This window comes from Xanthomonas sp. 3075, from assembly GCF_014197275.1.
Classification (GTDB): Bacteria; Pseudomonadota; Gammaproteobacteria; order Xanthomonadales; family Xanthomonadaceae; genus Xanthomonas; species Xanthomonas campestris_B.
This window is the reverse complement of the sequence record NZ_JACIFI010000020.1, coordinates 45,206-64,232: the sequence shown is the minus strand read 5'-3', so window position 1 is coordinate 64,232 and position 19,027 is coordinate 45,206. Positions and strand designations below refer to the sequence as shown.

At 63.9% G+C, this 19,027-nt stretch carries 16 protein-coding genes and 1 tRNA gene; 12 read left to right on the top strand and 5 right to left on the bottom strand.

Going from position 1 to position 19,027, the window contains the following annotated elements; genetic code table 11:
* The first annotated feature begins 218 nt into the window (after window positions 1-218).
* Window positions 219-1,769, top strand: a complete 1,551-nt coding sequence (locus GGR62_RS16890) for an MASE1 domain-containing protein (RefSeq protein ID WP_184409007.1) — start codon at window positions 219-221, stop codon at window positions 1,767-1,769.
* On the opposite strand, the gene GGR62_RS21315 is transcribed toward GGR62_RS16890, so the two are convergent.
* Both GGR62_RS21315 and GGR62_RS16885 read right to left on the bottom strand, forming a co-directional pair.
* Window positions 1,708-2,178 (bottom strand): hypothetical protein, encoded by a 471-nt coding sequence (locus GGR62_RS21315; RefSeq protein WP_260288192.1) that lies wholly within the window; start codon window positions 2,176-2,178, stop codon window positions 1,708-1,710. The genes GGR62_RS16890 and GGR62_RS21315 overlap by 62 nt on opposite strands.
* Before the next feature lie 391 nt (window positions 2,179-2,569).
* Window positions 2,570-2,800, bottom strand: a complete 231-nt coding sequence (locus tag GGR62_RS16885) for a hypothetical protein (protein WP_184409018.1) — start codon at window positions 2,798-2,800, stop codon at window positions 2,570-2,572.
* A gap of 213 nt (window positions 2,801-3,013) precedes the next feature.
* Between GGR62_RS16885 and GGR62_RS16880 the strand changes: the two genes are divergently transcribed.
* The gene (locus GGR62_RS16880) at window positions 3,014-4,174 is read left to right on the top strand and encodes an N-acetylmuramoyl-L-alanine amidase (RefSeq protein WP_184409006.1); all 1,161 of its coding nucleotides are present in this window, start codon (window positions 3,014-3,016) and stop codon (window positions 4,172-4,174) included.
* Window positions 4,175-4,211: 37 nt separating this feature from the next.
* On the top strand, window positions 4,212-5,135 hold the full coding sequence (gene folE2 / locus GGR62_RS16875; RefSeq protein ID WP_184409005.1) for a GTP cyclohydrolase FolE2: 924 nt from the start codon (window positions 4,212-4,214) through the stop codon (window positions 5,133-5,135).
* A gap of 120 nt (window positions 5,136-5,255) precedes the next feature.
* Here the strand turns inward: folE2 and GGR62_RS16870 are convergent, their stop codons facing one another.
* Both GGR62_RS16870 and GGR62_RS16865 read right to left on the bottom strand, forming a co-directional pair.
* Complete coding sequence (locus GGR62_RS16870; RefSeq protein WP_184409017.1) at window positions 5,256-5,636, bottom strand: hypothetical protein; 381 nt, start codon at window positions 5,634-5,636, stop codon at window positions 5,256-5,258.
* Window positions 5,637-6,303: 667 nt separating this feature from the next.
* Window positions 6,304-6,378, bottom strand: a tRNA-Glu gene (locus tag GGR62_RS16865).
* Window positions 6,379-6,425: 47 nt separating this feature from the next.
* Between GGR62_RS16865 and pcnB the strand changes: the two genes are divergently transcribed.
* The 8 genes from pcnB to GGR62_RS16825 all read left to right on the top strand — a co-directional run bounded on the left by pcnB (window position 6,426) and on the right by GGR62_RS16825 (window position 13,125).
* A complete protein-coding gene (gene pcnB / locus GGR62_RS16860) occupies window positions 6,426-7,793 on the top strand; it encodes a polynucleotide adenylyltransferase PcnB (RefSeq protein ID WP_184409016.1) in 1,368 nt (455 codons plus the stop codon).
* Window positions 7,794-7,796: 3 nt separating this feature from the next.
* Entirely contained in the window at window positions 7,797-8,282 is a 486-nt protein-coding gene (gene folK, locus GGR62_RS16855; protein ID WP_184409004.1) for a 2-amino-4-hydroxy-6-hydroxymethyldihydropteridine diphosphokinase, read from the top strand.
* Between the two features lie 35 nt (window positions 8,283-8,317).
* Window positions 8,318-9,133, top strand: coding sequence for a 3-methyl-2-oxobutanoate hydroxymethyltransferase (panB, locus tag GGR62_RS16850; protein WP_184409003.1), 816 nt, complete (start codon window positions 8,318-8,320; stop codon window positions 9,131-9,133).
* A complete protein-coding gene (gene panC, locus GGR62_RS16845; protein ID WP_184409002.1) occupies window positions 9,130-9,972 on the top strand; it encodes a pantoate--beta-alanine ligase in 843 nt (280 codons plus the stop codon). The genes panB and panC overlap by 4 nt, the downstream gene beginning before the upstream one ends.
* Window positions 9,973-10,095: 123 nt before the next feature.
* Window positions 10,096-10,476, top strand: coding sequence for an aspartate 1-decarboxylase (panD, locus tag GGR62_RS16840; protein ID WP_184409001.1), 381 nt, complete (start codon window positions 10,096-10,098; stop codon window positions 10,474-10,476).
* Window positions 10,473-11,987 (top strand): glucose-6-phosphate isomerase, encoded by a 1,515-nt coding sequence (gene pgi, locus GGR62_RS16835; protein WP_184409000.1) that lies wholly within the window; start codon window positions 10,473-10,475, stop codon window positions 11,985-11,987. Before panD ends, pgi begins: the two co-directional genes overlap by 4 nt.
* A gap of 163 nt (window positions 11,988-12,150) precedes the next feature.
* Window positions 12,151-12,495 (top strand): type II toxin-antitoxin system prevent-host-death family antitoxin, encoded by a 345-nt coding sequence (locus tag GGR62_RS16830; RefSeq protein ID WP_184408999.1) that lies wholly within the window; start codon window positions 12,151-12,153, stop codon window positions 12,493-12,495.
* A 3-nt stretch (window positions 12,496-12,498) separates the two neighbouring features.
* Window positions 12,499-13,125 (top strand): AAA family ATPase, encoded by a 627-nt coding sequence (locus GGR62_RS16825; RefSeq protein WP_184408998.1) that lies wholly within the window; start codon window positions 12,499-12,501, stop codon window positions 13,123-13,125.
* 791 nt (window positions 13,126-13,916) lie between these two features.
* Here GGR62_RS16825 and GGR62_RS16820 read toward each other — a convergent pair.
* Window positions 13,917-15,872 (bottom strand): alkaline phosphatase PhoX, encoded by a 1,956-nt coding sequence (locus GGR62_RS16820; RefSeq protein ID WP_184408997.1) that lies wholly within the window; start codon window positions 15,870-15,872, stop codon window positions 13,917-13,919.
* Between the two features lie 436 nt (window positions 15,873-16,308).
* Here GGR62_RS16820 and GGR62_RS16815 point away from each other — a divergent pair, with 436 nt between their 5' ends.
* Window positions 16,309-18,921, top strand: a complete 2,613-nt coding sequence (locus GGR62_RS16815) for an exo 1,3/1,4-beta-D-glucan glucohydrolase (protein ID WP_184408996.1) — start codon at window positions 16,309-16,311, stop codon at window positions 18,919-18,921.
* Window positions 18,922-19,027: the final 106 nt, after the last annotated feature.

The window sequence follows — 19,027 nt, the reverse complement described above, 5'->3', positions numbered from 1 at the left end:
GCGCCTCCTCGCGACTGCCAGCAGCTCTGCCCTGCGCTGTGTCGAGCGGCCTGATTCGCGCGTGGCCCAACGCACCAGCAAAGTGCAATGCATGTCTTCAATGACGATAACCGCCTGGAAGCACATGGGCTCTTTTTGCAAATTGTGCGCCACCGCTATACTCCGACAAGCAGTTTCCCTCCAGACTAGGGCGAATCGTGGAACCAAGGAGTGGTGGTATGGTGGTAGTAAGGGAAATCTTTAGGGGCGCGCTGGTTAGCGCTTGCTATTGCCTGGCATTCCTGTCGCTTTGGTATTGCTCCATCGACCAGTGGTACCTACCTGTCGGCTTGCGTGTTGTAACCCTGCTATTCAGACCTTATCGTGAGTGGCCATTCCTGTTGGTAGGAGATGCGGCTGCAATGCTTTGGCTGCGTGTTCCGCTTTCGCAGCGTCAGGGATACGACTTGACATGGGCGTACATAAGTCCACTTTTTCATGCCCCCATGATCGCGTTCGTCATTTGGTTGGCACGCCATTACGCCCGTAAGCTGCTTCAGCAGACTCCTTTCTTAATTCCATTTGCGATTGCCATTGGATTTTTTAATTCATTGTGGAGCATTGCCCTCAATGCCAGCCTCGGTGGGCCGAGTACGGCCAAGGTCCTGGAATCTCTTGTTCGCTACTGGTTGGGGAGTTATCTGGGGATATTGATTTTCTTGCTTCCGGCCATGCTGTGGTCGCCTCGAAAACGAGAGCCGGCACGCATAGACCTGCCCCGAGACCTTGGGCTTTCGGTTGTCGTCATTCTTGTGCTTTTCTATATGCTCGGCTACACGCAGGAGCCATTACTTCGAAAGATGCTGATGGCCGCGCTGATAGGGCCGGCGATTGTCTTGACGCATCGTCACGGTTGGACAGGGACCGCTCTCGGCACGCTGCTTGCCAACTTCGCTTTGGCAATAACCTTGCCTAAGACATATGAAATTGGTTATTACAATGCGAGCCTATTTGAAGTTCAAATTTTCCATGTAATCGTCAGTACCTTTTTATTCGTCTTTGGCGTACGGTTCGTCAGGCCGTTAAAGCGATTTGACACTATCGGGCGAATTAAAGCCGATGCTCAAAAGGCCATTCAGGCTAGTTATCTCGCGGCTGAGCGAACACTGCGGGATCGGGTTGTGGAATACTCCGATATCAACGTCCAGATGAATAGGATGCGTAAATCGGTCGTGGCAGATCTTCGGGAGCGCGGTCACCATGCGGCAGCAATGGAGATAACACGCTTGGCCGTTCTGGAGTCGCAACTTCTGCATGAATATGTTGCGGCTTTATATCCATTAGAGATTGAAACGCATGGCCTGTTTCGAACGCTGCGTTCGGCTGCGTTTGAGAGGTTGAATTCCACCAAGCTCGAGTGTCTATTGCAGGGGGATTGTCAGCAGCTGTCGCTTGGACTGCAGCTTGCGGTTTATCGCTGCACACTCAACGCATTGGAGCTTCTGCCTGCGTCCAATAAGCATTTCATCCATGCGCGTGTCTGGCGCGGTCGGGGGGGGCAGGGGATCGTCATGAGAGTTTTTGCCGATACTTCTTTGGTGGATTCCGTGCGGCGTGAATCCCCTGAGGATGAACATGAATTCCGGGCCCGGCTTAAGTCGCATGGCGGCTTGTTTCGTCGCCGCCATGCGTTGGTACTTACCTTCCTCGTGGCCGAGACATCTGCTGTCACCGCGTCGGAGAGACCTTCCAGCGTTCCACGTTGGCTTGCCGCTCGACATGCACGGTAAAGTGTGCGGTCTGGTATACCATTTTCGCGTCAGGTCCTAGCTCAGTCGCAGACGTTGCCGACGAATTTGCCCAAATTGTATTAGCTGCCGGTACCGTGACGCGATCAGCATCCTTGCCCATTGGCAGTACCCAAAGCGCATTGTCAACGCGTGCGACCACTGCTCTAACTCCCCCGGCGACGTCATTGATTTGCAGATATGTCACGCCGTCACGTTGGAACTCGTAGATCGACCAAGCGGGATCTAAGGTGAGGTTGGCAGCTGCAGGGCTACGTTCCCCCAATCCCGTTGTTGCTTGGGCGCCTACACCGCCTGCGCAGCATCCGCCAGTTTGAGCCGAGACTTGGCCTGCGATCAAGGCGCAGGCCAGTACGCACATAACTTTCAACGTATTTGCTTTAACTTCCATGGGTTTCGCCTTCCCCTGCTAGGGTCGATTTTGCCTGCAATTCAGGCTCGCCTACGTTACGTCGATAAAGCGGATGGGTGTTGGTGTTCGCGCAGAAATTGCTGACAGCCACTCTGTCGGGCACGCGTTCGATATGCGGACCGGGCTACTTTAGCCTTTAACGTTTCTCTCAGTTCGTGTCGGCTGCAGTGCGCCCTTAAGAATATGCAATGTCAGTTATTTGACAATCCTGCCTATTGCCCAGGCTTTGTCTTACCGAAAAAGCCTTATTGATCTCCACGCAGGAGATAGTGTTTCGCTGAATGTTGTAAGCCCCGCCATTGCAGATATGGCCCAGGCCGCTACGAGCACCACTCCCTGACTACTTCTTAGAGGACCAGGCCCTGGCCACCTAACCCTTTGATTCCAAATCCTGGAGCGCTCGATCGAACCACCCAATCACCCGCTGAAGATGCGCTTGACCCCAGCGGCGCAGGAACTGCTGGGTGTGGTGGCCGTTCTGGTCGCGCAGGCTTGTCAGGCGCTCCGCAATGAAAGGCGCAGTCAGTGGCTGGGCGCAGTCGACTTCGATGCAGTGGCGCCAGGCGGTATAGCTGTCGGGGATGACGGGGGACATCGTGATGCTCTTCGGCAAGAGTGAACGTGAGGACGTTGGCGGAGCGCGGCGGGCTTGCTTTTGCGCGATAAGTGTTACTTTATAACACTTCATTCGTCGTTCGTCTGGTCCCGTCGTGCCGCGTCCCTTGTCGCTGAGTGTTGTTTGCCTGGTCACCATGCCGAACCTTCCATGTTCGAAGAAGCGCGGCGGCAGTATCGATCCTCCGGGATTGGCCCGATGAGGCGGCGGCAGCTATTGCGCACCGCTGGCGCGGCATTGGTGCTGTCGCCTAGCTTGGTCCATGCGCAGCCGCTGCCGATGCTGCGCAGCTGCAGTCTGCAGCGCCAGGATGGGGAGTTGCGACTTCGACTCGAATTGAGTGCGCAGGCCGCCTACCGCAGCTTCAACCTGTCCGATCCAGCGCGCCTGGTCATCGATCTGTCCGGCATTTCGACGCAACCACCGCGTATCGATCCATTGCCCGGTGATCCCGCCGTCGTCGCCATCCGTAGCGGCCCGCATGACGATGGGCTGCGTGTGGTGCTCGATCTGTCGCAGCCGCTGACCGCCTCGGTGCGCTGGGAGGGCAGTGCGCTGGTGCTGGATCTGGCTGGTACCTCCGGCACAGCGCCGTTGTCCACTGCCGATGCGACCGATCCCGCCGTCGCCGCAGTCGTGCCTACGCGCTCGCGCCTGCATCCCTATGTGGTCGCCATCGACGCCGGCCACGGCGGCAAGGATCCCGGCGCGGTCAGTGCCGATGCGCGCTACGAGAAGCATGTGGCCATGGCGGTCGCGGGGCGGCTACACCAGCGTCTGGCCGCCGATCCGCGTTACCGGCCGACCATGATCCGCAGCGACGACCGCTTCGTGCCGCTGCACGAGCGGGTGCTGATCGCCCATCGCCGCAACGCCGATCTGTTCGTGTCCATCCACGCCGATGCTGCGCCCAACAGCGAGGCGCGCGGTGCCTCGGTGTTTGCCTTGTCGCAGAACGGCGCCAGCTCGGCATTGGCGCGCTGGATCGCCGACAGCGAAAACGCCGCCGACGACATGGGCGACAGCGCGCGCCGTTTGCGGGTGCCAAGCAATCCGGTGTTGTCGCAGGTGCTGGCCGACCTGTCGTTGAGCGGCACCATCGCCAGCAGCGTGGAGTTCGGCAAGTTGATGCTCGGCCGTTTGCAACAGGTGACGCGCCTGCATCAGGGCCAGGTGGGGCAGGCCGGCTTTGCCGTGCTGAAGTCGCCGGATATTCCATCGTTGTTGGTGGAAACCGGCTTCATGAGCAATCGCGACGACTGCAACAGGCTCTGCGGCGACACCCATCAGGACGAGCTGGCGCAGACGCTGCACGCTGGTATCGACGACTACTTCCAGGCGTTTCCCGGTCGCGCCTGAGGCGCGCCCATCACTATTATTCTTCAACGAGCATTCGATGTCCGCCACGCTTCCCGATGTTGCCGTCACCGAACCTTCCGCACTCAGTGCGCCTTTGCGCTGGGTGGGAATGCAGAACATTGCCGTGCCGGTGCGCCTGGACGAAGCCGAGCCGAGCGGAACCGTGTCCGCGCGCGCCAGTGTGCAGGTCGATCTGCCGCGCCCGGAGCTCAAGGGCATCCATATGTCGCGGTTGTATCGCCTGCTGGATCGGCATCTGGAGCAACCCTTGTCGCCGGCGATGCTGTCGCAGCTGCTGCAGGCGCTGATCGACAGTCATGCCGATTGCGGCAGCCGTGCGGCGCGTCTGACGTTGACCTTCGAACTGATGCTGCGGATGCCGGCATTGCGCAGCGAAGGATTGAGCGGCTGGCGTGCCTATCCGGTGCGGATCGATGCGCAATGCAGGGCAGGGCGCAGCGAGATCCGGTTGCAGATCGACGTGCTGTATGCGTCCACCTGCCCCTGTTCGGCGGCGTTGTCGCGTCAGTTGCTCAGCGATGCGTTCTTGCAGCAACACGCCGGGCGCGATGCCTTGCCGCTCGAAGAGGTTGCGCAGTGGCTGCAGCACAACGGCTCATATGCCACCCCGCATAGCCAGCGCAGCGTGGCGCAGGTGCGCGTTGATCTCATCGCGTGCGTGCAGCGGTTCGATATCCGCGAGTTGGTCGGCCTGTGCGAACAGGCGCTGGCAACCCCGGTCCAGGCAGCGGTGCGGCGGATCGATGAGCAGGCGTTCGCTCGCTTGAATGGCGCCAACCTGATGTATGTGGAAGATGCCGCGCGCCGTCTGCGCAAGGTGCTGGCCGAGCGCTATGCGTCGTTCGATGTGGCAGTCCGCCATTTCGAAAGCCTGCACGCCCACGATGCGGTTGCCGAGGCCGGTAACCAGGCCACTGGCATGCAGCCGTTTGCCGAGTAATCGAGCCAAGCGCATCTTCGCTTTTGGGTCACTGTGGCTTCCTGCGCCGGTTCACCAATGCGGCCGCACTGGACGTCGATTCCACTGCGCCGCATCCGCATCGAGTGAAGGCCGTGCCCCCTAACTCGCGTATTGAAAGGCCTCGATCAATCTGGCGCTCAGGTCGTCATCGTCTAGGCGGCAATGGATCGTCTGTTCGTCGCTCGCGTGGCCGCCATGCTCGCGGAAATTGATTGCCGGAATAAACGCCACTTTGCCGTCCGCATATTCGATGCTCACCGCTTTTGCCTGCTTCCCCAGCGCGGTCCAGGTTCTGACGCCTGCCGCTTGCAGAAGGGGGCGCTGGAGATGCTTCCACTCCGACGGAGGCGGGTGCGCGATATCGACGGTCGATTGTGCAAGCGATTTCTTTATCCCGCTGACAAGGCCTGAGCGATCGTCTGAGCGAATGGACAGGACGTCGCCATGTGCAATCCATAAGCCACTGTCGGTGAGTGACATGGCTTGAAGGATGATGTTCTCGTCGATCATGTAGGCAGCCGTCGTTTTCACTTCTGACCTCCGAGTCATCATGGCATTCACGCGTATGGCCTTGAGCCGATTGGGTCTGCTGCCCAGGCGCTCAATCTGACGCCCTGCCGCTGGCCGAACACCGGCCCGCAATCAAACGACATGCAGTAGCTCTTGGTCAAACGTCTGAGGCGGGATCATCTCCTCGACTTTCAGCGTCGGATGCTGGAGCTGCGCTGCGGCTCATCAAATGGATGGGTCGGACCCCGAGGCGATGACACGTACCGCATGCACCGCCGCTGCGCGGCACGTGCGCGGCATTCGCGTGGTGGTCGATCGTGCGGCAGTGCCTGTGGACGCAATGGAGGGTAGGGCTGCCTCGCGCCGCTGCGCATCCGTCAATGCACGTCGGGCCGCGCGTGATCGAAGCGGTCGTGTCACGACTGCGCAGCGCCGCACGTTGTCGGCACAAGCGATCTCGGCCATCGCTATCGCCATCGCCGCGCAGTTGCCGCGCATGTGACGAAGACCGCAGGCCCTGACTGCACAGCGCTCGCGCAGCCTTTCTGCGCTGCAGGAGACGTGCGCAGAGCCAGACGTCCGTAACGCAAAAACCCCGCAATGCGGGGTCTTGGCGTGGTCTGCAGCGCGAGGCACGTGGTGCTCCCTAGGGGACTCGAACCCCTGTTTTAGCCTTGAGAGGGCCACGTCCTAACCATTAGACGAAGGGAGCGTTTGGTGCGTCTTGTGCAGCGGGCTAGTATAGTGCGCCCAAAGCCGTTGGGCAATCCTGCAACACAAGACGGAAGCGCCATCATCGAATCCTCAGTTCCATCTCCGTTCACGCTGCGCGTCATCCCTCGCGATCAGCACACCATTTCGCGCAAGGACATCAGCCCCAACGCGTTGCGTGTGCTGTACCGCCTTCGCGAATCGGGCTTTGGTGCCTACCTGGTTGGCGGTGCAGTTCGCGACCTGCTGGTTGGCGGCCATCCCAAGGATTTCGACGTGGCCACCAGCGCCACGCCGGAAGAAGTCAAGACGCTGTTTCGCAACTGTCGCCTGATCGGCCGCCGCTTTCGGCTGGCGCATGTGGTGTTCGGCCGCGAGATCATCGAAGTGGCCACCTTCCGCGCCAACATCGACGATGGCAGCGGCGACCGTGAGCTGGATAACGGCCGGTTGGTGCGCGACAACGTCTACGGCACCATCGAAGACGATGCGATCCGTCGCGACTTCACCTGCAACGCGCTGTACTACGCGATCGAGGATTTCTCGGTGCGCGATTACTGCGGCGGCTTCGAAGACGTGCAGGCGCGCCTGATGAAGCTGATCGGCGACCCGGAGCTGCGCTACCAGGAAGATCCGGTGCGCATGCTGCGCGCGGTGCGTCTGGCGGCCAAGTTGAACTTCGATATCGAAGCCGGCAGCGCAGAGCCCATCCCGCGTCTGGCCGGTCTGTTGTCCGAAGCCGCGCCGGCGCGCTTGTTCGAAGAAATTCTCAAGCTGTTCCTGTCCGGGCACGGTGTGGCCAGTTTCGAGGGCCTGGAGCGTTACGGCCTGCTCGGCGCGCTGTTCCCCGAAAGTGCGGCGGCGCTCAAGTCCAACCGTAGCGGCGCATTGCGCGCGATGGTGCTGGAAGGCCTGCGCAACACCGACGCGCGCGTGGCCAACGACGAGCCGGTCTCGCCGGCGTTCCTGTTCGCCTTGCTGCTGTGGCCGGCATTCTGCCGCACCTTGATGGGCTTGCAGGCGCAAGGCGTGCAGCCGGAAGACGCGCAGCGTCGCGCCGCCGATCGGGTCACCTTGCACCAGCTCGAACGGGTCGCGCTGCCGCGCCGTTTCTCGCTGCCGATGCAGGAAATCTGGCTGCTGCAGACGCGGTTCTCCTCGCGTCAGCGCAAGCGCGTGTTCCGCACCTTGTCGCATCCGCGTTTCCGCGCCGCGTTCGATTTCCTGGTGCTGCGCCAGTTCGCCTCGGCCGATCACGCCGCCGATGTGGAGTTCTGGCGTGAGGCACAGAAGTCCTCCGGCCAGGAACTGGTCGATGCGATCGAAACCGCGCAGGCCGATCACGAGGGCGAGGAGGGTGCACCGCGCAAGCGTCGCCGTCGTCGCCGTCGCACCGGCGCGCCCGCAGGCGAATAGGGCGTGCAGACCGCCTTCGTCGGCCTGGGCGCCAACCTGGGCCCGGCCGAGGCCAGCGTGCGCGCGGCCATCGCCGCGCTGGGCGAGGTGCCGCAGTCCACGTTGATTGCGGCCTCGCGCCTGTACCGCACGCCGGCCTGGGGCCGCGAAGACCAGCCCGATTTCATCAATGCGGTGGCGCAGCTGCGCACCGCGTTGGCACCGCTGGCACTGCTGGAGGCTCTGCTCGGCATCGAGCAGGCCTTCGGTCGGCAGCGTGAGGCCGGCGAGCGCTGGGGCCCGCGCACGTTGGATCTGGATCTGCTGCTGTACGCCGACCAGGTGATCGATCTGCCGCGCCTGCAGGTGCCGCACCCGCATCTGCAGGCGCGTGCCTTTGCGCTGCTGCCACTGAGCGAACTTGCGCCAGAGGCGATCATTCCGGGCCATGGAACAGTGCGGCACGCCTTGCAGGCCATCGATGTCTGCGGGCTGGAGCCGATTGGGTAGATAATGGCCGGCTTATCACCCCACGTAATGACTACATGAGCAGCCAGACCGACAGCAAGCCCTGGACCGTGCCCGCCTTGGCGCAGGCCAAGCGCGAGGGTCGAAAACTGGTCATGTTGACCGCCTACGACGCCGGCTTTGCGCGCACCTTCGATGCCAACGGCGTGGACCTGATCCTGGTCGGCGATTCGCTGGGCATGGTGGTGCAGGGACATGCGTCCACGCTGCCGGTGACCACCGCCGACATGGTCTACCACACCGCCTCGGTGGCGCGTGTGCTGGAGCGCGCGTTGCTGGTGGCCGACTTGTCGTTCCAGGCCGATGCCACGCCGGAGCGTGCGCTGGATGCCGCCACGCAGCTGCTGCAGGCCGGCGCGGAGATGGTCAAGCTCGAAGGTGCCGGGCACAAGCTCGAGGTGATCCGCTATCTGGTCGAGCGCGAGATTCCGGTCTGCTCGCACCTGGGGCTGACCCCGCAATCGGTGCTGCGTTTCGGCGGCTACACGGTGCAGGGACGCGGCGAAGCCGGCGCGCAGTTGCGTCGCGATGCGCAGGCGGTGGTCGATGCCGGCGCCAGCCTTGTGGTGCTGGAATGCGTGCCCACGCCGATCGCCGCACAGATCAGCGCCGAGCTCAGCGTGCCCACCATCGGCATTGGCGCGGGCCCCGGCTGCGATGGCCAGGTGCTGGTGATGCACGACATGCTGGGCCTGGACAGCGGCCATCGCCGTCCCAAGTTCGTCAAGGATTTCCTCGCCGAAGGCGGCTCGGTGGCGGGCGCAGTGCGCGCCTACGCGCAGGCCGTGCGCGACGGCAGCTTCCCCGATGCAGCCCACGCGTACGCCGCATGATCCAGACCCTGACCGATCTTTCCACCCTGCGCGCGCTGGTCACCGGCTGGAAGCGCGAAGGCCTGCGCGTGGCGTTGGTGCCGACCATGGGCAACCTGCACGCCGGCCACTATTCGCTGGTGATGCTGGCGCGCCAGTACGCCGACCGTGTGGTGTCGAGCGTGTTCGTCAACCCGACCCAGTTCGGTCCGAACGAAGACTTCGCGCGCTACCCGCGCACGCCGGAAGCCGACCTGCGCGGTCTGGAAGATGCCGGCTGCGATGCACTGTGGTTGCCGGACGTGGACACCATGTATCCGCTCGGTACCGCGCTGGCCACGCCGATCCATGCGCCGGGCGTCAGCGACGTGCTGGAAGGGGTGTGCCGGCCGGGGCATTTCGATGGCGTGTGCACGGTGGTGGCGCGGCTGTTCAATCAAGTGCAGCCGGACGTGGCCGCCTTCGGCAAGAAGGACTATCAGCAGCTGGCGGTGATCCGCCAGATGGTGGCCGACCTGGCGTTTCCGATCGAGATCCTGGGCGGCAGCATCGTGCGCGAGGCCGACGGCTTGGCGATGAGCTCGCGTAACCAATATCTGTCGGCCGACGAGCGTCCGCGTTCGACCCAGATCCGCCAGGTACTGCTGCAGATGCGCGACGGCTACGCCGCCGGCACGCCGCGTGCGCAGGTCGAAGCCACTGCCACCCAGGCGCTGGAACAGGCCGGTTTCCGGGTCGATTACGCGGTGGTGCGGCTGCCCGATCTGAGCGAGCCGGGCGACAGCCATGCCGGTGCGCGCGTGGCCTTGATCGCCGCACGCCTGGGCGCGACGCGCCTGATCGACAACCTGGAATTCTGAAGGCCGCCGCACGGCCGGGCTGAAGCCCTCATCTCTGAAGCCCTCATCACCGGTGGGGGCGCAGGCCGGTGGGAGCGTGCGCTTTCGGCTAAAATGCCGGCTTTCCTTTGCCGTTGCCCGTCCATGCACCTGTCCCTGCTGAAAGCCAAGATCCACCGCGCCACCGTCACCCATTCCGAGCTCAATTACGAAGGCTCGATCGCCATCGACGGCCTGCTGCTGGAAGCCACCGGCATCCGCGAATTCGAGCAGGTGCATATCTGGGACGTCACCAACGGTGCGCGTTTCAGCACCTACGCCATCCGTGCCGATGCAGGCAGCGGCATCATCTCGCTCAATGGCGGCGCCGCGCGTCACGTGCAGGTGGGCGATCTGATCATCGTGGCCGCATTTGCGAACATGAGCGAAGACGAAGCCAAGACCTTTCAACCCAATCTGGTATATGTGGACGCGCACAACGCGATCTCCCATACCAACCACAGCATCCCCACGCAGGCCGCATGACACACACCAACGGATTCGACGCGCTCCACGCCCACGCCCAGCGCCTGCGCGGCGCTGCCATCCCGGCATTGCTTGCCGCCGAGCCGCAACGGCCGACGCAGTACGCCAGGCAGGTCGGTCCGTTGTATTTCAACTTTGCGCGGCAGAAGTACGACCGCGCCGCGCTCAATGCACTGTTCGCCATTGCGCGCGAGCGCGATCTGGCCGGTGCGTTCCAGCGCCTGTTTCGCGGCGAGCAGGTCAATGTCACCGAACAGCGCGCTGCATTGCACACCGCATTACGCGGTGACTTGACCGACGCGCCGGTGGCCTCTGAGGCCTATGCCACCGCGGCGGAAGTGCGCCAGCGCATGGGTGCGTTGATCGAGCAGCTGGAAGCCACCGATGTCACCGATATCGTCAGTGTCGGCATCGGTGGCTCGGACCTGGGCCCGCGTCTGGTGGCCGATGCCTTGCGTGCGCCGTCGGGTGCGCGGTTCCGCGTGCATTTCGTGTCCAATGTCGATGGCGCCGCCATGCAACGCACGTTGGCCACGCTGGATCCGGCGCGCACCGCCGGCATCCTGATTTCCAAGACCTTCGGCACCCAGGAAACGCTGCTCAACGGCGGCATCCTGCATGCCTGGCTCGGTGGCAGCGAGCGGCTGTATGCGGTGAGCGCCAATCCCGAGCGCGCCGCCAAGGCCTTCGACATCGCACCGGGCCGCGTGCTGCCGATGTGGGACTGGGTCGGGGGGCGTTATTCGCTGTGGTCGGCGGTCGGTTTCCCGATTGCGCTGGCGATCGGCTTCGAAGGTTTCGAACAATTGCTCGAAGGCGCCGCGCAGTTCGACGCGCATGCGCTCAACACGCCGCTGGAAGAAAACGTTGCCGTGCTGCATGGCCTGACGGCGGTGTGGAACCGCAACCTGCTCGGCAGCGCCACCCATGCGGTGATGACCTACGACCAGCGTCTGGCACTGCTGCCTGCCTACCTGCAGCAGCTGGTGATGGAAAGCCTGGGCAAGCGGGTCAAGCTCGATGGCTCGGCGGTGGACAGCGACACCGTGGCGGTGTGGTGGGGCGGTGCGGGCACCGATGTGCAGCACAGCTTCTTCCAGGCGCTGCATCAGGGCACCAGCGTGGTGCCGGCCGATTTCATCGGCACCGTGCACAACGATGATCCGTACGCGGACAACCACGTCGCGCTGATGGCCAACGTGCTGGCGCAGACCGAGGCGCTGGCCAACGGCCAGGACAGCAGCGACCCGCATCGCAGCTATCCCGGCGGCCGCCCAAGCACGGTGATCCTGCTGGATGCGCTGACTCCGCAAGCGCTGGGGGCATTGATCTCGATGTACGAGCACAGCGTCTACGTGCAGTCGGTGATGTGGGGCATCAACGCGTTCGACCAGTTCGGTGTGGAGCTGGGCAAGCAGCTGGCCAGCCAGCTGTTGCCGGCGCTGAAAGGCGAGTCGGCCGAGGTGGCCGATCCGGTGACGCGCGAGTTGCTGTCCAAGTTACGCGGCTGAGCGCAGGCGCCTGGCCAGGTGTGGCGGACAACGGGGCCTTCGGGCCTCGTTGTGTTTACAGCGCACGACAGCAAACAGGGCTAATGGCATAAAATGGCCAAATTTCCCAAAATGCGCGGTTGGGAGTAGTGTGGCGGTTGTCGCCTCTCCGCAGGACCGTCTCATGTCTCGCCTCCACGATCTGCCCGAGCTCGAAAAATCTCCCGCCGCCGACATCAAGGTGAAGGGCTGGCCCAGCCTGATGCGCAAGGTGCGCTCGCACGGGGCGGTGGTCATCACCAACCACAATCACCCCGAGGCGGTGGTGGTGGATGCGGAGGAATACCGGCGGTTGGTGAGTGAAGCCAGCGCGGCGGCCACCGCTTCGACGCGGGCGCAGTCGTTGCAGGCATTGCAGGTGAAGTTCGATGCGCATCTTGCTGCGGTGACCACTGGCGCAGGCCTGGCGACGGTGATCGGCAAGCCGGCACGCCGGGGCAGGAAGGTCGCGCTGGGTCCGTCGCTCTAAACCATGGGCAATCTCCTGGTGCTTGCCGGCGTCAACGGCGCCGGCAAGAGTTCGCTGTTGGGCAGCTTGCTGCAGGAAGATGGTGCGACCTGGTTCAACCCGGACGCGTTCACCCTGCAACTGGTGGAGCAGGGCTGGACGCTGGAGGACGCCAATGCACAAGCCTGGCAGGAAGGGGTGCGGCGGCTGCGCCAGGCAATGGCCGATGGCAGCGACTACGCATTCGAAACCACGCTGGGCGCCACGACCATCCCACGCTTGCTGCAGGAGGCCTGCGCGCAGCACGCGGTGGCGGTGTGGTTCTGCGGGTTGTCGAGCGTGGAGTTGCACCTGGAGCGCGTCGCGGCGCGTGTTGCAGCCGGCGGCCATGCAATCCCGGAGCACAAGATCCGCGAGCGCTTCGATGCTTCGCGCGCCAACCTGATCGCGTTGCTGCCGCATCTGGCCGTGCTGCACGTCTACGACAACAGCGCGCCCGCCGATGCGGCAGGACAGACCAAGCCGCTGCTGGTGCTGGAACTGGATCGCGCCGGCTTGCATTACCCGACGACGTTAGAAGCGTTGGCGCAGGTGCCGGACTGGGCAAAACCCATCGTGATGGCGGCATTGGAGACGCGTCGCGCGTCTTGAGCCGCGCATCCGGGCTTGCCTGCGCGAGTCGTCTACCTGATTGAAGATAGGAGTGGCTAGTGAAACTACTTCACACCGGTCTACTGCAGGGCGGCTGATCTGCCGCCTGGCTGCAGGGCCCTTGCCCGCCCAGCGCCGCGGCACACGCTGCAAGTACGTCCTTGTAAGCTCTTACGCGGCATCCATGCCGCGTAAGGTCCCGCGACGCTGGGCGGGCAAGGACCAGTCCAGATGGTCGGTGCGCATGGTTGCAAGCAAGGCAAGCAAGGCATGGTGTGTTATTCGGACAACGCTGCGGCCGATCAGCTTCGCAACGCAAAACGCAACGCGATCAACAGGTAGGCTTTCATCAAACTACCGACCAACTCTCTGGTGCGGTGTCCTCACCGATTGCGGGACCGTGTGGAGACATGGATGCCGCCACCGAGCCCCCAGGGATGGGTTTACGGCGTGTCCCGCGAGCGGTGAGTGCACCGCGCCCTCGACCCACGCCGCGTTTGATCTGAATCTCTGACTGCATCCACCAAGATGCGGCCGACAAAACCACTGCACTCACCGCCAGGCGAGCGCTCGCTACGTTTTGTTGGCCGCTCTGAGTCTGTGCCGCACGCACGTCGCGATCGCACAGACGCGACTGCCGATAGATCGCACAACGCATCGCGTTGTCCGCATGAGATGGCCATACACCAGCGCGCTCTCAAACAAGCGCCCGTCGCGCAGCTGATACAACGGACGAAAGACAATGCCGCTCGCAGCGCGTTGTGGGCGCTGCGAGCGGCGATGTCATGCGTTTACGCCTTGCCCAGCTTCACCGCCACCGGATCGCCGGTGAGATACCCCACCGCCGCGCCGAAACGATCCTTGTAGTTGGCGCGGATCAGCGGATCCAGGGTGGCCTTGACGGTGTCGTGCAATGGGGTTTCCCAATCGCCGGGATGCTGGAAATTGCTCATCACGTAGGTCCAGCCGTGGATTTCGTCGACCGCGTGCAGGCCGGTCGATTCGGCACCGGCTGGCACCGACAGCACGCGTGTCAGCGTGCCGTGATCGACGTTGTAGGCCCACAGGAAGTTGTTGACGTGCAGGCTGCTGTCTTCGCCGATGAACAAGGTACGCAGCGATTCGGAGAACTTGAGGTTGTCCGGGTTGGCCAGGCGCTCCGGGTCGGCCAGGTTGCCCAGCGCATCGGCCTTGGCCAGGTCGTGGCCGGTGAGCGCGGCCGGGGCGGCCATGTCGATCGGCACCCAGTCGCTGTGGATCGCCGCGCCGCTGCTGTCTTTGCGGCCGCCGCGCAGATTCAACGCGTACACCGCACCGGAATTGGGGCCTTGCACCTTCACATCGCCCGAGCCGTTGAGCATGCTGGTGACGATGTAGGACATCGCCATGTAGGCGACCTTGTCCTTGGCGTTGACGGTGGTGCCTTCCAGCTTGGTGAAGCCCAGGCTGCCGCCGGCCAGGGCCGCATAGCGGTGGGTTTCCAGATACGTCGCCGCCTTTTCCATGCCCGGCTTGATGCGGATCCAGTTGAAGGTGCCGTTGAACGGGATCTTGGTGAAGGACGCATCGCCGGGGTCGCTCAGATGCACGTCGAGGATGTCGGCGGCGGTGAGGCGGTCGGCCATGGCCTGGATCTCGGCGCTGGTGGCGTGGCCAAGTTTGATCCAGCTCAGCGTGGCCGCGCCGGGGCCGGTGCCGGAGGTCTGGTGCCACTTGCCGACATACAAGGTGCCGGCCGATAGATCCGCCTTGCGGTCGGCGATGAACATGAACAACCCGCCATTGGTGGCGTCGTCGCCCATCAGCACGGTGCGTTGGTCGGGCATGACCTGCACCAGTTCGTGCGAGATGCGGCCCAGGCAGTAGTGCTTGCGCACGCTGCCGGTTCCGTCCGGGTGCACGGTGATTTCGGGCAGATGGCCGTAGTGATACGGATTGGCTTTTTCCGGGTCGCCGTACAGATGCGTGCTGTAGCTGCGGAACTGCGTGTTGCCGGCCAGCGCGGTGGCGTCGGGTTCGTACTCTTCGCTGGACAGGTGGGTATTCCACGGCGACAGGCTGGCCCCGCAGGTGGTCCACAGCCCGTGCACCGGCGCGGTGTCGACGTTGTGGTACTTCACCAGCGACAGCTTGCCGGTGGCCGGGTCCTGGTCCAGCGTGAGCACTGCGATCGGTGCGGGCAGGTGGCGGTTGGTGTCGTTGCCGGCCTGGTCGCGGGTGGTGTATTCGAACTGCACCACGGCGAACACGTGGTTGCCCTTGACTCCGGGCACCTTGGCATCGGGCAGGGTCAGCAGCGAGGAGCCGTCCGGGCAGTCGGAAAAGAACGGGCGTTCGGCACCGGGCTTGGAGCGGTCGATGATCGGCCGGTGCTGGATGTCGTAATAGCCGCCAGCCAGCACGGTGCCGCCCTTGCCGTCGGGCACCTGGTCGCCGGTGACGAAGAACGGGTGGTAGGCCAGTGCATAGCGCTGCGTGCTGCCGTCGCTACGTGCCACGGTCAGTGCCGAGCCCACCGTGGTGGTGGCCATGGCGGCCGGGTTGGCCAGGCTGGGCGCCGGCATGCCATGGAAGGTGGCCGACACCAGTTGAGCGGAGCTTTCCGATGGACGTAGCGGCCGCGCGGCCAATGCCGCACCGCTGAGTTGCTGCAGGGCGGCGGCGCTGGCGCTGCCCAGCGGCAACAGGGGAACGGACGCCAGTACCTGCATGAGGCGGCGGCGGGACGGATCGGGGGAGGCAGACATCGAAACTCCAGGCAAAGGCAACGATCAACGAGGGCCGATGGCACATCGGCACGCCGGTCACGCTAGGCCGGTCGTATGACAGTTGTTTGACGGCGAGCGTGGCGGTTGGCGCACGTTGCGATGCGAATGGCCAAGCGAACCCGGCCACAGCGCGTGGCGGCACGCCGCCTGCGCACTGCATCCCGAGCGCGGTGGTGCGTTGCAACAAAGTGTGCGACTGCCCGGGATCAGGCGCTGCCGTCGATTCGCCGATTTCTGCGTGCGTTTGTCAGCGGCTGCCGGTATTCCAAGGCTATAGCCCCGGCCAATAAGTTGGCCGTCATTTGGCATATGGGCGAGGCTGGTTGACAGGGTAGGGGAATCACGCAAGCGTACGCCGCCTAATGGCCTGCGGCGCAACGCATCGGCCGTGGGGAACCATCTGGAGATCTGGATCTTGGACAAGTTGCTTCGTCGTACCGCTACGCCCAGCGCGCGCCGTGCCCTCTCGCTGGCGACCGCTGCTGCGGTGCTGATGCTGGCGGCCTGTCAGGGCAAGGACACTGCTGCCGAGGCGAGCAAGGCAGCGCCTGCCGCTGCGCCTGCCGAGTCGTCCACCACGATTCATCCCGACCAGTGGCCGTCGCCGAAGTGGCCGTTCGCCCAGGACCCGGCCCTGGAGCAGCGCATCACCGATGTGATGGCCAAGATGAGCGTGGAAGAGAAGGTCGCCCAGACCATCCAGGGCGACATCGCCAGCATGACCCCGGACGATGTACGCAAGTACCGCATCGGTTCGGTGCTGGCCGGCGGCAATTCCGATCCGGGCGGTAAGTACAACGCCAGCCCGGCCGAGTGGCTGAAGCTGGCTGACGCGTTCTATGAGGCGTCGATGGACACGGCCAAGGGCGGCAACGCGATTCCCATCATCTTCGGCATCGATGCGGTGCACGGCCAGAGCAATATCGTCGGTGCCACGCTGTTTCCGCACAATATCGGCCTGGGCGCCACGCGCAACCCGGCGCTGATCAAGCAGATCGGCGAAGTCACCGCCGCCGAAACCCGCGTCACCGGCATGGAGTGGACCTTCGCGCCCACCGTGGCGGTGCCGCAGGACGACCGCTGGGGCCGCAGCTACGAAGGCTATTCCGAGTCGCCGGAGGTGGTGGCCAGCTTCGCCGGCAAGATGGTCGAAGGCGTGCAGGGCGTGCCGGGCACGCCGCAGTTCCTCGACGGCAGCCACGTGATTTCCTCGGTGAAGCATTTCGTCGGCGACGGCGGCACCACCGACGGCAAGGACCAGGGCGACACCAAGGTGTCCGAAGCCACCATGCGCGATATCCACGCGGCCGGTTACCCGCCGGCGATCGCGGCCGGTGCGCAGACGGTGATGGCCTCGTTCAACAGCTTCAACGGCGAGAAGATGCACGGCAACAAGGTCATGCTGACCGACGTGCTCAAGGGCCGCATGAACTTCGGCGGCTTCGTGGTTGGCGACTGGAATGGCCACGGCCAGGTCAAGGGCTGCAGCAACGACAACTGCCCGGCCTCGTTCATTGCCGGCGTCGACATGGCGATGGCCTCCGACAGCTGGAAGGGCATCTACGACACCGAACTGGCGGCAGTGAAGTCGGGCCAGATTTCGGCGCAGCGCCTGGACGATGCGGTGCGTCGCATCCTGCGCGTCAAGCTGCGTCTGGGTCTGTTCGAAGCCGGCAAGCCGTCCAAGCGCCCGCTTGGCGGCAAGTACGAATTGCTGGGCGCGCCGGCACATCGCGTGATCGCCCGTCAGGCGGTGCGCGAGTCGCTGGTGCTGCTGAAGAACCAGGCCGGCATCCTGCCGCTGGATCCGAAAAAACGCGTGCTGGTGCTGGGCGACGGCGCCAACGACATGGGCAAGCAGTCCGGCGGTTGGACGCTGAACTGGCAGGGCACCGGCACCAAGCGCAGCGACTATCCCAATGGCAACACCATCTGGGAAGGCCTGGACAAGCAGATCAAGGCCGCCGGCGGCAAGGCCGAGCTGGCCGTCGATGGTGCTTACAAGACCAGGCCGGACGTGGCGGTGGTGGTGTTCGGCGAAAACCCGTATGCCGAGTTCCAGGGCGACATCGCCACCCTGCTGTACAAGCCGGGCGACGACAGCGAACTTGCACTGATCAAGAAGCTCAAGGCCGAGGGCATCCCGGTGGTGGCGGTGTTCCTGAGCGGACGTCCGTTGTGGATGAACCCGTACATCAACGCGGCCGATGCGTTCGTCGCCGCGTGGCTGCCGGGTTCGGAAGGCGAAGGCATTGCCGACGTGCTGCTGCGCAAGGCCGATGGCACGGTACAGAACGACTTCAAGGGCAAGCTGAGCTTCTCCTGGCCCAAGACCGCGGTGCAGTTCGCCAATAACGTCGGCCAGAAGGATTACGACCCGCAGTTCAAGTTCGGCTACGGCCTGACTTACGCCGACAAGGGCGACCTGGCTGCGTTGCCGGAGGAATCGGGGGTGTCCGGCGAGCAGTCCGTCGGTGGGGTGTATTTCGTGCGCGGCAAGCCGGCGCTGGGCATTGCGATGCAGCTGTCCAATGCCGGCCAGGCCAACATGCCGGCGACCACGCTGCCGGTGGGCCTGTCCGATGGCAGCCTGCAGATGACCGCGGTCGATCACAAGGCGCAGGAAGACGCGCGGCGTCTGGTGTGGTCCGGTACCAAGGCCTCCAGCGTGTTGCTGGTGTCCGGCAAGCCGGTCGATGTCTCGCGTGAGAGCAACGGCGATGTGCAGTTGCAGCTGACCGTGCGCCGTGACAGCGCGGTGACCGCGCCGGTGTGGCTGGGCGTGGGCTGTGGCGACGGATGCAGCGGCCGCGTCGATGCGCAGAAGACCCTGTCCGCGCTGCCGCAAGGCCAATGGAAGGTGGTCGGCGTGCCATTGAAGTGCTTCGCGGTGGCCGGTGCCGACGTGACCAAACTTGCCCAGGTCGCCGGCATCGAAAGCGCTGCGGCGCTGGAGTTGTCGATCTCCAAGATCGCGCTGGGCGCGCTCAACGAAGCCGACGTCACGCTCGACTGCCCGATCAAGTAAGCAGCAAACCCGCAGGCGCGCTTGCGGGTTTGCCCAGGTAAGAACCACATACATGCGTCGCCGGCCCCGGCGACGTGTTACAGCGGCCACCCTCAGCGGTGGTGTC

What these genes read in the sequence shown, in the direction of transcription:
- GGR62_RS16890 (WP_184409007.1), top strand. Translation starts at nt 219, where the DNA reads ATGGTGGTAGTAAGGGAAATCTTTAGGGGCGCGCTGGTTAGCGCTTGC.
- GGR62_RS21315 (WP_260288192.1), bottom strand. Translation starts at nt 2,178, where the DNA reads ATGGAAGTTAAAGCAAATACGTTGAAAGTTATGTGCGTACTGGCCTGC.
- GGR62_RS16880 (WP_184409006.1), top strand. Translation starts at nt 3,014, where the DNA reads ATGAGGCGGCGGCAGCTATTGCGCACCGCTGGCGCGGCATTGGTGCTG.
- folE2 (WP_184409005.1), top strand. Translation starts at nt 4,212, where the DNA reads ATGTCCGCCACGCTTCCCGATGTTGCCGTCACCGAACCTTCCGCACTC.
- GGR62_RS16870 (WP_184409017.1), bottom strand. Translation starts at nt 5,636, where the DNA reads ATGTCACTCACCGACAGTGGCTTATGGATTGCACATGGCGACGTCCTG.
- panB (WP_184409003.1), top strand. Translation starts at nt 8,318, where the DNA reads ATGAGCAGCCAGACCGACAGCAAGCCCTGGACCGTGCCCGCCTTGGCG.
- panC (WP_184409002.1), top strand. Translation starts at nt 9,130, where the DNA reads ATGATCCAGACCCTGACCGATCTTTCCACCCTGCGCGCGCTGGTCACC.
- panD (WP_184409001.1), top strand. Translation starts at nt 10,096, where the DNA reads ATGCACCTGTCCCTGCTGAAAGCCAAGATCCACCGCGCCACCGTCACC.
- pgi (WP_184409000.1), top strand. Translation starts at nt 10,473, where the DNA reads ATGACACACACCAACGGATTCGACGCGCTCCACGCCCACGCCCAGCGC.
- GGR62_RS16830 (WP_184408999.1), top strand. Translation starts at nt 12,151, where the DNA reads ATGTCTCGCCTCCACGATCTGCCCGAGCTCGAAAAATCTCCCGCCGCC.
- GGR62_RS16825 (WP_184408998.1), top strand. Translation starts at nt 12,499, where the DNA reads ATGGGCAATCTCCTGGTGCTTGCCGGCGTCAACGGCGCCGGCAAGAGT.
- GGR62_RS16820 (WP_184408997.1), bottom strand. Translation starts at nt 15,872, where the DNA reads ATGTCTGCCTCCCCCGATCCGTCCCGCCGCCGCCTCATGCAGGTACTG.